The sequence below is a fragment of the Daejeonella lutea genome (assembly GCF_900168015.1).
Classification (GTDB): domain Bacteria; phylum Bacteroidota; class Bacteroidia; order Sphingobacteriales; family Sphingobacteriaceae; genus Daejeonella; species Daejeonella lutea.
On record NZ_FUYR01000001.1, the window covers coordinates 1960715 to 1973837 of the forward strand.

General features: G+C 41.2%; 11 protein-coding genes. 5 read left to right on the top strand and 6 right to left on the bottom strand.

Annotation, left to right across the window (positions count from 1 at the left end; translation table 11 throughout):
* Window positions 1-12: 12 nt before the first annotated feature.
* Genes B5X60_RS08750 through lpxK form a run of 3 tightly spaced genes read right to left on the bottom strand, consistent with a single transcriptional unit; the run spans window position 13 to window position 3836 of the window.
* Entirely contained in the window at window positions 13-1986 is a 1974-nt protein-coding gene (locus B5X60_RS08750; protein WP_139377406.1) for a putative porin, read from the bottom strand.
* Window positions 1979-2800, bottom strand: coding sequence for a purine-nucleoside phosphorylase (locus tag B5X60_RS08755; protein ID WP_079702202.1), 822 nt, complete (start codon window positions 2798-2800; stop codon window positions 1979-1981). The genes B5X60_RS08750 and B5X60_RS08755 overlap by 8 nt, the downstream gene beginning before the upstream one ends.
* The gene (lpxK, locus tag B5X60_RS08760; RefSeq protein ID WP_079702203.1) at window positions 2772-3836 is read right to left on the bottom strand and encodes a tetraacyldisaccharide 4'-kinase; all 1065 of its coding nucleotides are present in this window, start codon (window positions 3834-3836) and stop codon (window positions 2772-2774) included. Before lpxK ends, B5X60_RS08755 begins: the two co-directional genes overlap by 29 nt.
* A gap of 134 nt (window positions 3837-3970) precedes the next feature.
* Here lpxK and B5X60_RS08765 point away from each other — a divergent pair, with 134 nt between their 5' ends.
* Window positions 3971-4942, top strand: coding sequence for a serine hydrolase (locus B5X60_RS08765; RefSeq protein WP_245803486.1), 972 nt, complete (start codon window positions 3971-3973; stop codon window positions 4940-4942).
* 186 nt (window positions 4943-5128) lie between these two features.
* Window positions 5129-6763: an L-glutamate gamma-semialdehyde dehydrogenase gene (gene pruA / locus B5X60_RS08770; RefSeq protein WP_079702204.1), complete on the top strand. Its 1635-nt coding sequence runs from the start codon at window positions 5129-5131 to the stop codon at window positions 6761-6763.
* A gap of 109 nt (window positions 6764-6872) precedes the next feature.
* On the opposite strand, the gene B5X60_RS08775 is transcribed toward pruA, so the two are convergent.
* The 3 genes from B5X60_RS08775 to B5X60_RS08785 form a co-directional block, all read right to left on the bottom strand.
* The gene (locus B5X60_RS08775) at window positions 6873-8438 is read right to left on the bottom strand and encodes a SulP family inorganic anion transporter (RefSeq protein WP_079702205.1); all 1566 of its coding nucleotides are present in this window, start codon (window positions 8436-8438) and stop codon (window positions 6873-6875) included.
* A 66-nt stretch (window positions 8439-8504) separates the two neighbouring features.
* Window positions 8505-9182 (bottom strand): carbonic anhydrase, encoded by a 678-nt coding sequence (locus B5X60_RS08780; protein WP_079702206.1) that lies wholly within the window; start codon window positions 9180-9182, stop codon window positions 8505-8507.
* A 176-nt stretch (window positions 9183-9358) separates the two neighbouring features.
* The gene (locus B5X60_RS08785; protein WP_079702207.1) at window positions 9359-9694 is read right to left on the bottom strand and encodes a hypothetical protein; all 336 of its coding nucleotides are present in this window, start codon (window positions 9692-9694) and stop codon (window positions 9359-9361) included.
* A gap of 240 nt (window positions 9695-9934) precedes the next feature.
* On the opposite strand from B5X60_RS08785, the gene B5X60_RS08790 reads away from it, so the two are divergent.
* The 3 genes from B5X60_RS08790 (at window position 9935) to B5X60_RS08800 (ending at window position 13093) form a co-directional block, all read left to right on the top strand.
* The gene (locus B5X60_RS08790) at window positions 9935-11476 is read left to right on the top strand and encodes an acyl-CoA carboxylase subunit beta (RefSeq protein ID WP_079702208.1); all 1542 of its coding nucleotides are present in this window, start codon (window positions 9935-9937) and stop codon (window positions 11474-11476) included.
* A 95-nt stretch (window positions 11477-11571) separates the two neighbouring features.
* Window positions 11572-11979, top strand: coding sequence for a GNAT family N-acetyltransferase (locus B5X60_RS08795; protein ID WP_079702209.1), 408 nt, complete (start codon window positions 11572-11574; stop codon window positions 11977-11979).
* A gap of 7 nt (window positions 11980-11986) precedes the next feature.
* A complete protein-coding gene (locus B5X60_RS08800; protein ID WP_079702210.1) occupies window positions 11987-13093 on the top strand; it encodes a M42 family metallopeptidase in 1107 nt (368 codons plus the stop codon).
* Window positions 13094-13123 lie beyond the last annotated feature (30 nt).

The following is a 13123-nucleotide window of genomic DNA, read 5'->3' on the forward strand; positions in this document are numbered from 1 at the left end:
CATCTCTCGTGGCTAATTATAAAATTTCCAGCTCACCGCAAATTTCAAAAGTGCATCCTGCATCGGATAGCCTCTGACAGTATAATATCCTCGTGAAAATAGGTTCTGGTTAGCGTAGTCGTATTTAATAAATAAGTTAGTGCGTTTTAAAGTCGCTTTTACCCAAACATCCACTACCGGGTAAGTTGAATATTCGAGGCCCCGGTTATCATTGTAGAACTGGCTTACGTTAATGGCGTAGGCAGGAGCCTTAAATGGGGTATTAAATCGCAAGTCAAAACCAACATTGGTATACAACACTTTAAACAGTTTTGAAGCATAGTAGAGGCTGTTATACATATAGATTTCGGGAGTCCGCAACACATCTTGAAAATCTGTTTTCTGGTAAACAATGTAATTATCAAGATTGAATCTGCGAAACCTGAAATTTTTCGTCAGAGTAAGTTTCAGCAGGTTAATGTTCGAGTCAAACTGGGCAGGCTCTATAGTTTGTACCCTCGATGTTTCCTTGTAATATAAATAGTCACTTACCAGAAAGTATTCCGCTTTGCCCGACATCCTGAACTTCGGATTTTCATAAAGGAAAGATAGGTTATTGATTTTAGAATTACTAAAGTTCCGCTCCCAGGTGTGATACTGGTAATTCACACGTTCGTACATCTGTTCGGGAGACTTACTCTGGGTATAGGCTCCGAGAACTATCCTTCCAATTGATTTACTGAGGAGAAAATTTGCTTTAGCTTCATGGAGAAAATCACCAAAGTTCTCGCCCTGCATAATCTGTTGGAGATCAGCGTCGATACCCAATTTATCACTAAACCTATAAGCGATGCCAGCTTTCAATGTGGTATTTGAAAAATTCTTTTTATAATCCATCTGCTCATAATGATAGATATCATTTTGCACACCAAGATCCAATTTTGCCTCATTTTTCAGAAAGCTGACCGCTTTGCTTCTTAGATAAAAGCCGTAGTTAAATTCATTGCGAAGATTATTGACAATCGTCGAATCATTAGTTTTGATATAATCCTGAGAAGGTAGAATAGGGAATGCATCGAAAATGTCTTCCTCATTTCTGTAAAAACGATAGCGATCTCGGGTATATGAAAGCGAGTGTGAAACCCGTTGTGTAGGAAGGATTTTCTCTGATCCGTTCTCACCGGGCAAACTGTCCTTTCTTCCCAAATAGTAATATTGTTTTAAAAAATATTGTGTTCTTCGCCATGTCTGCATCGGCCGGTCATCTCCTATCCCGGATAATCGAACTGTTTCCCCATTCTTTGCGATTGAGTTCCCCTTAAATATTGTATCATTTATTGTCGAGCCATTCTCGCCAGCCTTTATTTTATTAAAAAGTATGTCGCCGATAATATTATATCGCTTGTTAGGAGATTCATACCACGCAAATATAGCCGCGTTCAGATGATCGTTTTTTTGATTTGTATACAGTCCATCTCCTCCTAATCGATTGAAGTTAGCACCTACATTCAAATTGGGTTTTACATTTTGCGAATGAGTAACCTTGAACGTCTGTTCGACAGTCTTACCGTTAACATAATATAATTCAGTGTAGGGTGTCTTAGCACGATAAAATCGAACAGAGTCTTGAATTAACCGATAAAGATCCAGGGAATGAAATCCAGCGTCAAATCCAATAGTTTTTGAAGGTCTGAAGAGCATTTCCCGATAAGCGATCCCATTACTGCCAAGACCAATGGTGGGGTTATCGGGCTGGTATAACGGACTGTAATTTTGAAAATTAGCCAGGGTCGTATCAATGGCGATTGTCTGGGTACCCTCTCGGAAAAGCTTCAGATTCGTATACCGGATGAACTTGGATGTGTAAACAATGGAATCCATGGACGATTCTTCCTTTAACCGCAGGGAGTCCAGGCTCATGGTACTGCCAGCTCGCTGAGGGTCTTGTCCAAAGACGTCAATCACGTAAAGTGAAACAAGTAGTAATGAGATTAAATACTTAATCATGTAATTCCAGAAGTAGCTCCTTTAATATGATGGTCATTTTGGGCTCTGCTTCCGTTGCAGTTTTGATGATCTCTTCCAAAGAAACAGCTTGCAAGGTATCTGGAAAGCCTTCATCAGTAAGCACAGAAATCGCAAAAACCGGCAAAGACATATGATTGGCAACGATCACCTCCGGCACGGTACTCATTCCAACTGCATCGCCTCCAATGGTCCTTAGAAACTTATACTCTGCACGTGTCTCCAAATTTGGTCCGTTAACCGCAACATAAACTCCCTGATGGCACGTGATGTTGTTCTTTTTTGCAATTTTCATTGCCGCCGAAATCATGTTCTTATTGTACGGTTCGCTCATATCCGGGAAACGCGGACCCAGGTTTTCGGAATTTCTTCCCCGTAAAGGATTATCAGTTTGGAGGTTGATATGATCGTCAATAATCATCAGATCGCCTTTCCGAAAATCAGGATTAAGCGCACCGCTTGCATTCGAAACAATTAATTTCGAAATGCCCAGCATCTTCATCACACGTACAGGAAAGGTAATTTGCTTCATATCATACCCCTCATAGTAGTGTAGCCTGCCTTGCATCGCTACTACCCGTTTGCCACTAAGCGTTCCGAAGATCAAACGTCCGGAATGAAATTCGAGCGTGGAAATTGGGAAATTGGGTATATTAGAATACATCAATTTATGCTCAATCTCGATATCATCAACAAGGGCTCCAAGTCCAGTCCCCAGAATTATTCCAACTTCAGGTTCAAAATCTCCTATTTTATTCTTTATATATTCAGTGGTCAACTGTAGGTTCTGCTGCATACTTTTCTATTAATTCGTTAAAACGAGCCTTTTCCGGCTCATGGATCTCAGCCTCTACCGGCAAGTAGTAAACCGGCAAACTCTTCAAAAGTTCTTGAACTTCAGCAGATCCCAATCGCTGAGCGTCCTTTTCTGTAGTGATGATGATCTTATCTTCAGCATGAGCTGAATTGAAAGCCTGCACAAGTTTACTGATATTTTTTTTGTTGAAGTTGTGATGGTCTGCATACTTGTGATGGGTTACAAGCTGCGTATAGCCTCCAATTTCAGATAATAGAGGCGCAGGATTGGCTATCCCGGTAAGTAGAATAATCTGAGTTGTGACTTTTATCGATAACAGAGTGCGTTCCTCCATATCACAATTAAATGGTTTCAAATTTCCATACTCCAGATACGAGTAAAAAATTTCCTGCTGGTTTCTCGGCTTAACCATACTCAATATTTCCTGTCGGTCAGCCTGATCCAATCCTGGAGGCGTTTTCGTAATCACCAGGATATCTGCCCGATCCTTTTCCCAAACAGGCTCTCTCAAATCACCAGCTGGGAGAAGCATTTTAAAATTGGAAATGCTGTTATAGTCGAAAAGCAAAATACTCAAACCGGGCCTGAGTTTTCTGTGCTGATACGCATCATCCAGGATTACCAGCTCATGATCGGTACGAAGCCGTTTAATTGCATCTACCCTATTCTCGCATACAGCGACAGTTATATCCTTGAACTTTCGTTTAAATTGCAGGGGTTCATCACCGGTTTCAGTGCTTAATGAACTTTGTTCCACCAGGCGAAAGCCTTTTGACCGTCTCCCATAACCTCTGCTCAACGTTGATATTTTGTATTTGTCTTTAAGTAATCGTACCAGGTATTCGGTCATCGGACTTTTTCCTGACCCACCAACGGATAAATTGCCTACTGAAATAATTGGAATATCAAATTCGGTAGACTTCAGCACACCCAGGTCAAATGCAAGATTACGGGCCATTACCCCGAGGCCATAAATTAAAGAGAAAGGAAATAGAAGCAATCTAAACGGTTTCATAAAATTCGGCTTAGCACAAAAATACACTTTTGAATTCAACCAGATATTTAGGATATTTCACTACTTTGAAATAAAAAAAACTATCAAGAGACTTTATGATTTTGCCAGCCCATATAAGCAGCTGGATTTAAATCATGATAACCCTGCTTAGCAACAGGAAGTTTAAAGTCCTTAAAAATAAACTATATAAACAGATGAAAATTTCTATTGCAATTGCCTGCATTCTTGTCACCAGCTTAACTCTAACAGCTCAAGTAAAAACTGATCGTAAATTAAAAGTGAAACTGGAGGAGCTGGTAAAGGGATTTCAGGGTGATGTAGGGATCTATGTTCAGAATTTAAAAACCGGCCGGATCGCCGAAATCAATGCTGATACGATCTTCCCAACAGCCAGCATGATAAAGGTTCCCATTATGTGCGGTGTATTCGATAAAATAGAAAAAGGTAAGCTTAAATACGATGAAAACCTCATATATAAAGATAGTTTGTTATATGCTGGTGAAGATATTCTCGGGTCGTTTAAAGACGGGGAAAAGATTAAGCTTGGTAAAGTTCAAATGCTAAGTATTACCACAAGTGACAACACTGCAAGCTTATGGCTTCAAAAATTTGTTGGGGGTGAAAATATAAATAAGTGGCTTGATGCGAACGGCTTTAAAAGCACCCGTATGAATTCCCGTACAGCTGGCAGACAGGGCGACTGGCGTAAATATGGCTGGGGCCAAACAACTCCTCGTGAAATGGCTACTCTGGTTAAAATGATTCATGAGGGCAAAGCAGTCAGCCCGGCTGCAAGCGAAAGAATGTATAGGAACATGATTCGCATATATTGGGATGCGGAAGCATTATCCCAAATCCCGCCATATGTTCAGGCGGCATCCAAACAAGGAGCTGTAGATCGTTCCCGCTCGGAAGTGGTACTCGTAAATGCTCCACATGGTGACTATGTATTTTGTATAACCACCAAAAATCAAAAAGATACCAGCTGGACACCGGACAACGAAGGCTATCGCCTCATCCGGGGGCTTTCCAGGTTGCTTTGGAACTACTATGAGCCGAAATCTGAATGGAAACCTGCTCCGGGCGTGGAAAAATACGTTGAATAAGTAACACGTTGTAAGTTATACGTTTCTTAAACGCTGTGCTACCGGTGGTCGCTAACTCTTTGCTCTATATGCGCTAACACGTGAATGTATAGCTTATAACTACTATACGCTAGCACGGGGACGTAAAACGTATAACGTACAACTTATAACTTTCCCTTACCTTTGCAGTAACTAACACAACCAATTATGTTAAAAGGATTTTTCAACGTGCCGGAACCGGTAAACGAGACTGTATTAAATTATGCTCCTGGAAGTAGAGAACGGAAACAGCTAAAAGAGGCTATTCTGGAAGCACGGTCAAAAGTTATTGATATACCGATGGTGATAGGCGGCAAAGAAGTAACTACAAGCAAAAAAGAAAGTATTCATCCGCCACATGATCATAAGCATATCCTTGCTAATTATTCTCAGGGTGAAAAAAAACATGTTACTGATGCGATAAACTCCGCTCTGAAAGCTAAATCTAACTGGGAAGAACTAGCCTGGGAACAACGCGCTGCCATATTTTTGAAAGCTGCAGATCTGATTGCGGGCCCCTATCGTTATAAACTTAACGCGGCGACGATGCTCGGGCAGTCGAAAAACGCCTATCAGGCAGAAATAGATTCTGCCTGCGAACTTATAGATTTCCTTCGGTTCAATGTAAAGTATATGACCGATATCTATAAACAACAACCTCCCGTTTCACCTCGCGGCGTATGGAATAGGCTCGAACAAAGGCCATTGGAAGGATTTGTGTTTGCCTTAACACCGTTCAATTTTACAGCAATTGCCGGAAACCTGCCAACTTCTGCCGCAATGATGGGCAATGTTGTAGTTTGGAAGCCAGCAAATACCCAGATCTATTCTGCCAATGTATTAATGGAGATCTTCCGCGAGGCAGGACTACCTGACGGAGTTATAAACCTCGTATATGTTTCCGGACCAGATGCCGGTGAAGTGATTTTTAATCATCCTGATTTCGCTGGTATTCATTTTACGGGTTCCACTGGGGTGTTCCAGGACATCTGGAAAACAATCGGTAATAACATTCACAAATACAAAACCTACCCGCGTATTGTCGGAGAAACAGGTGGCAAAGATTTTATTCTGGTTCATGGCTCAGCAGACGTAAATGCAGCAAGTACGGCCATTGTCCGTGGTGCATTCGAATACCAGGGCCAAAAATGCTCAGCAGCATCGAGAGTATATGTAGCGTCGTCGGTTTGGCCTGCTATAAAGGAACGCGTCCTTGCCGATCTGGCAAATATAAAAATGGGACCAGTTGAGGATTTCGCCAACTTCGTAAATGCAGTTATTGATGAAAAATCATTCGATAAGTTGGCTAAATATATTGATGCTGCGAAGAAGGACAAAAGTCTTGAAATAATAGCTGGCGGAAATTACGACAAATCTAAAGGCTACTTTATAGAACCCACTATCATCCTAACAAAAGACCCGAACTATATCACCATGTGCGAAGAGCTTTTCGGACCAGTTCTGACAATTTTCGTTTTTGCCGACAAGGATTTTGAAAAGACTCTTGAACTTGTTGATAATACATCTATTTATGCGCTTACGGGGGCCGTTATTGCCCAGGATCGCTATGCAATAGCCACTGCAACAAATGCCCTGAGAAACGCAGCTGGAAATTTCTATATAAACGACAAGTGCACAGGTGCTGTCGTTGGACAACAGCCTTTCGGAGGTGCCAGAGGATCAGGTACAAATGACAAGGCAGGTTCGATGATAAATCTTCTACGTTGGGCCTCTCCAAGAGCGATAAAGGAAACGTTTGATCCACCAACCGAATACGGGTACCCGTTTTTAGAAAAGGAATAGTAGGTTTCAACACCCTAATTTCTGTAAAAGCTAAAAAAAGTAAAGGCGTCCTAGGACGCCTTTACCATTCAACTAAACTAAAACCCGGTTTCCCGGACATTTTTAACCCTTAATTCACTTTGGCAACAATCATGTCTTTCAAGGGTGGAACCTCGTAATGATCTTTGATGTTAACGAGCTGAACGATAGTCCCTTTCGTATACGCGTTATGCTTGAAATTATCGATAATCTCAAGAACATCTTTGTCGATATACTTAGAATCAGATCCGTCGATTACTACATCCGATTCAGCAGGCAAATTTGTGAGCGTATACTGGATAGCTGCTTTGTTAAGAAATGAAACTTCCTGTGCTAATTTGATAGTGATGAGTTTTTTACCACCGTTTCTCTCAATCTTATAGAAATAAGGATTACGAAGGTTATTTCTCAGAATGTAGAATATTCCAACCATCATTCCAATTGCAACCCCTTTCAACAAGTCAGTAAAAACAATCGCCAGTATAGTTACAACGAAAGGTATGAATTGATCTTTACCATGCGCCCACATTTTCTTAAACAAGTCGATTCGTGCTAACTTGTATCCGGTCACCAACAAAATAGCAGCTAAACAAGCTAATGGAATTTGATTAAGAATAAGTGGAATGAACAGGATTGAAAGAAGAAGCCACATTCCATGTGATATTGCACTCATCTTAGTCCGCCCACCTGAATTAACATTCACTGACGACCTTACAATAACGGAGGTCATCGGCAGCCCGCCAAGCATACCGCTCGTAATATTACCCACTCCCTGGGCTACAAGCTCCCTGTTTGTCGGTGAGATCCGTTTTATAGGATCAATTTTGTCAACCGCCTCGATACAAAGCAAAGTTTCGATACTAGCTACAATGGCAATTGTAAATGCCACTACCCATACGTTCTTGTTCCCAATTTGGGAAAAATCAGGCATAGAAAACAAGCCCATGAACTCGTTGAACGAGTTAACCACGGGTATTGTAACTAAATGCTCAGAACTTAGAGCGAAAGATGTGCCCTGAAATAGAAAAGAAAGCAGAATTCCCAGTGATACAACTATTACCGGTGCGGGAATCATACTCAACTTTTTAATCTTAGGCCAGTAAATCAGAACCAGAAGTGAAAGTAGACTGATCACAACTGCCCCATATGTAAATTTGCTTAGCGCATCACTGATAGCTGAGAATGTGTTCCCCTGGTCGGTCTGAAGAAAACTTTCATCACCTTCAAAATCTGAGTCATACCCAACTGCATGTGGCAGTTGCTTAAGGATCAGAATAATACCGATCGCCGCTAGCATTCCTTCAATAACTGCAGAAGGAAAATAATTTGCAATAATCCCGGCTTTAAGGAAACCGAGGATTATCTGTAAAAAGCCGGCAATTACTACTGCCAAAAGGAAGGTTTGGTACGAACCTAATGATGCTATAGCACTAAAAACTATTACTGTCAAGCCCGCAGCTGGTCCGCTAACACTAAGTTGCGAACCACTGATCGACGAAACCACTATCCCGCCGATTATCCCGGTAAGAATTCCTGCAAATAGTGGTGCCCCTGATGCCATAGCAATACCAAGACATAAGGGTAATGCTACCAGGAAGACAACAATTCCTGCTGGCAAATCCTTTTTCAAGTTTTTACTTAAAAAGTATTTTGTCATAATAATTTATATTCTTTATCTGTTAATTCATGTATTTATAACCGCATTTCATTGCGCGGCCTTGTATCAAACGGCTCCTGCTTTGCTAACGCTTTCCAGGTTACTTTCCAGGTCAAACATCTCGTCGAAGAATTCAACACAACCTGTACTAATGTCGTAGATACCGCCGATAATTCCGATTTCGCCTTTTTCAAGCATTTCCCGTATAATCTGGCTGTGACCGACTATGGTTTGAATTTGATGATGCACATTATTGTGAAGAACATTATCCAGGAATTTCTTATTACCTGATGTTCTGTTCTCTGTTGTTTCTGTTTCAGCGGTAATTGCAGGATCGATCATTTTAGTAAGGGATCCAAGATGTCCCATCTCTACCCCGTCGCAGGCAGCTTTCACAGCTCCGCAAGACGTGTGACCTAATACAACAACAAGCTTACTTCCAAGAACTTTGCAGGTGTACTCCATACTTGCTATGGCTTGCTGACTTGCGATGTTTCCTGCAAGTCGTATACTGAAAATATCTCCAAGTCCCTGATCAAAAACAAGTTCGGTTACGACCCTGGAATCACTGCAACTTAAAATCGCTGCAAACGGCCACTGACCCTCAGTAGTTTCGGTTACTGTCTGCATAAAATCGCGTTTGTAACTCAGGTTATTGCAGAAACGAGTGTTTCCTTCTTTAAGAAATTCTAACGCTTTTTGTGGCGTAAGTGATTCGCGTGTTTGTCCTATATGATGTCTCATGATATATGATATTAATGTTAATGCTATTAAAAGTATTCCCTGTCGAAAAGACAGAATTAAGGTATCGTGCCAAACTTTTTGGTGAATCCATTACACGCTGACGCGCAGAGTCAAATCATCCAGATGTTGAAGGCAGATAATTCTCCTGATAGAATCAGGATATGGAAAAAGGAATATTAACAGTTTGGTGGAGGGGTAGGCACCGAGGGGTAAAATGCCTGTATAGGATAGTCTCTCAACAATATAAATTGTTTTGAAGCCAAATCAATTTGTGGAATGGCAAATTTAAATTTACTAAGTCCGCTGAGCCATTCTCCTTTATTAAGAGAATCTTTGGCCTGATCTGTTCCTTTTGAAGAATGATTTTCTATCTCAAGTTGCATAATCACGGCATTCACCACCTGGCTATCCATATGGATGGCAATTAGTGGTGCTACGGAAATAGCCATCTTCGCAAAGAAGATGAACAAAAAGACGTAACTAAATAATTTTTTAGCGAATTCCTTTTTCATTTCACGTGTATTCAATACACAATGGCTAATTGGTTCGATGCTAAATTAGCAATTTGAACACCAAAGCGTTAAGACACTTAGGTAAAAGTTAAAAAAATAACAAAACAATTACAATTTACCACCCAATTTACATTTCTCCTTTATGGGCGATGTGTTTTACAACATTTGTCATGCACTTATGTTTGCCTTCTTCATAGTGTCTAATCACCATTTTTTGTTAATTTCACCAAAAAGTATAAAGTGGACAAGAAGATAGAAACTCTACAGAATAAACAGAGAGAAGCCCTGCTTGGAGGAGGAGAAGCCAGAATTGACAGCCAGCATAAAAAAGGCAAGCTTACTGCGAGGGAGCGGCTTCACTTTCTATTGGATGAAAACTCATTTGAAGAAATAGGCATGCTGGTCACACACAGGTCTACCGACTTTGGGATGGAAAAAGAAAAATATCCTGGTGACGGGGTAGTTACTGGCTATGGAACGATCAACGGACGCCTGGTATATGTATTTTCTCAGGACTTTACGGTTTTTGGGGGATCCTTATCGGAAACTCATGCTGAAAAGATCTGCAAAATTATGGATCTGGCGCTTAAAAATGGCGCACCTGTAATTGGTTTAAATGATTCTGGTGGGGCAAGGATACAGGAAGGCGTGGTTTCACTTGGTGGATATGCTGATATATTCTATAGAAACACCATGGCTTCGGGTGTTATTCCGCAGATATCAGCGATCATGGGTCCATGTGCGGGTGGCGCAGTGTATTCCCCGGCTATAACTGATTTTGTATTAATGGTCGAAAACACATCGTATATGTTCGTAACGGGGCCGAATGTGGTTAAGACCGTGACACATGAAATAGTAAGTTCAGAGGAACTTGGGGGTGCGAGTGCACATTCTACCAAATCTGGTGTTACACATTTTGCTTGCGCGAACGAAATAGAAGCCATAAACCATGTCAAACAATTGCTGAGCTATATGCCACAGAATTGTGAAGAAAACACTCCTGCTATTGTCTACGATCCCACGGATGAACACAGGCCTCACTTAAACGAAATCATTCCGGATAATAATTCTCAGCCATACGACATTCGTGAGGTTATTGCGGAAATTGCCGATGAAAATACATTCCTGGAGGTTCACAAAGATTTCGCTGAAAATATAGTGGTAGGTTTTGCACGCCTGGCTGGACGAAGCATTGGTATCGTAGCCAATCAACCCGCTTTTCTGGCTGGTGTTCTTGATATACATTCTTCAGTTAAAGGAGCACGATTTGTGCGTTTTTGCGATAGTTTCAACATTCCGTTACTTGTACTTGAAGATGTTCCTGGATTTCTTCCAGGAACGGATCAGGAGTGGAATGCCATTATAACTAATGGCGCCAAATTGCTTTATGCATTTTGTGAGGCGACAGTCCCCAGGATAACAGTCATAACACGAAAAGCTTACGGTGGTGCTTATGATGTTATGAATTCCAAACATATTGGAGCGGATATGAATTATGCCTGGCCTAGCGCAGAAATTGCGGTTATGGGTGCAAAAGGGGCCGCTGAAATCATCTTCAAGCGAGATATAACTGCTGCAGAAGATCCAAACGCTCGCTGGCTGGAAAAAGAAAAAGAATATTCAGATATTTTTGCGAACCCATACCGGGCCGCTGAACGTGGGTTTATTGACGAAGTGATTGAACCAGCTGACACCAGAAAGAAGCTGATAAGGGCTTTCAAGATGCTTGAGAATAAAGTGGTTAACAATCCAAGGAAGAAGCACGGCAATATACCGTTGTAAGTTTTACGTAGGACGTTATACGTAGTACGTTCTACGTGAAACTCGTACACAGCGTTTAAGTACTTATAACGTATTACGTACAACGTATACCTCTGATGAGCCATATCGAACAAATCCCCTCCTACCTTACATGGAAGATTCGTCATAAGGTAATGTACCCAGATCTAAATTTTGAGAAGGTGATCCTGCCCAATGATGATGATGGTATACATTTTGGCTTATTTGATCACAATACATTAATTAGTGTGGTTTCACTGTTCAAAACTGTAAAATCCATGCAATTCAGAAAATTCGCTACACTATCAGAGCATCAGGGGAAAGGTTATGGCGCGGAGCTATTGAATTACCTCTTGGAGTTTGCTAAAGCTGAGGGGTGCGATCATATTTGGTGCAATGCCCGACAGAAAGCTTCCGGATTTTATAGTAAATTCGGCTTTTCTGAAACCAATAAAACTTCAAGCGCTAACGGTCACGATTATGTGATCATGGAAAGACTATTATAATTGAATTATGAGCAAGAAAAAGGAAGATAAACACGTCCCGGTAGTAAATAAAGAGTCCCTGGCATTCTTCGAGAACTATATTAATAACCCTTCACCAACAGGATTTGAGTGGGAAGGACAACGTTTATGGCTGGATTATATCAAGCCTTTTACTGATGATCATTTTGTTGATAATTACGGCACTGCCGTAGCGGTCATCAACCCAAAGGCAGCATATAAAGTTGTTATTGAGGCCCACGCTGATGAAATTTCATGGTTTGTCAATTATATCACAAAAGATGGTTTGATATACGTGATCAGAAACGGTGGCTCAGATCATCAGATTGCACCTTCGAAACGCGTTAATATTCACACTGAAAAGGGTATTGTCAAAGCTGTCTTCGGTTGGCCGGCCATTCATACCCGTAGCGGGGAAAAAGAAGAAGCTCCAACTCTCAAAAACATTTTTCTGGATTGCGGCTGTACTACCAAAGAGGAAATCGAAGCTCTGGGAATTCATGTTGGCTGTGTTATTACGTATGAAGACGAGTTCATGGTGCTTAATGACAGGTATTATGTTGGCCGGGCATTGGACAACCGCGCTGGCGGTTTCATGATTGCAGAAGTCGCTCGGCTTTTAAAAGAGAATAAGAAAAAATTACCTTTCGGATTATATATTGTCAATTCCGTACAGGAAGAAATCGGTTTACGAGGTGCAGAAATGATTGCTCATCGTATCAAACCGAATGTGGCCATCATCACAGACGTAACTCATGATACACAAACCCCGATGATTAATAAAATCACGCAGGGTGATTTAGCATGTGGTAAAGGACCTGTGGTTTCTTACGCGCCGGCTGTTCAAACTAACTTGAATAAGCTCCTTATCAAAACTGCCGAGAAAAGCAATATTCCCTTCCAGCGTCAGGCCTCATCCAGATCAACGGGAACCGATACTGATGCTTTTGCATATTCAAATGAGGGCGTTGTTTCTGCTCTGATTTCACTTCCATTGCGGTATATGCACACGACAGTTGAGATGATTCACAAGGAAGACGTGGACAATGTCATACGGCTGATTTACGAATCATTATTAAACATTAAAGTCGATCATGATTTTAGATCGATAAAATAAAGATATCTCGGCTTGACGCAAAAACATTAA

Bases quoted from the DNA above. Each gene is read 5' to 3' on its own strand.
- lpxK (WP_079702203.1), bottom strand. From the start codon at position 3,836: ATGAAACCGTTTAGATTGCTTCTATTTCCTTTCTCTTTAATTTATGGC.
- pruA (WP_079702204.1), top strand. From the start codon at position 5,129: ATGTTAAAAGGATTTTTCAACGTGCCGGAACCGGTAAACGAGACTGTA.
- B5X60_RS08765 (WP_245803486.1), top strand. From the start codon at position 3,971: ATGATAACCCTGCTTAGCAACAGGAAGTTTAAAGTCCTTAAAAATAAA.
- B5X60_RS08780 (WP_079702206.1), bottom strand. From the start codon at position 9,182: ATGAGACATCATATAGGACAAACACGCGAATCACTTACGCCACAAAAA.
- B5X60_RS08755 (WP_079702202.1), bottom strand. From the start codon at position 2,800: ATGCAGCAGAACCTACAGTTGACCACTGAATATATAAAGAATAAAATA.
- B5X60_RS08800 (WP_079702210.1), top strand. From the start codon at position 11,987: ATGAGCAAGAAAAAGGAAGATAAACACGTCCCGGTAGTAAATAAAGAG.
- B5X60_RS08795 (WP_079702209.1), top strand. From the start codon at position 11,572: ATGAGCCATATCGAACAAATCCCCTCCTACCTTACATGGAAGATTCGT.
- B5X60_RS08785 (WP_079702207.1), bottom strand. From the start codon at position 9,694: ATGAAAAAGGAATTCGCTAAAAAATTATTTAGTTACGTCTTTTTGTTC.
- B5X60_RS08775 (WP_079702205.1), bottom strand. From the start codon at position 8,438: ATGACAAAATACTTTTTAAGTAAAAACTTGAAAAAGGATTTGCCAGCA.
- B5X60_RS08750 (WP_139377406.1), bottom strand. From the start codon at position 1,986: ATGATTAAGTATTTAATCTCATTACTACTTGTTTCACTTTACGTGATT.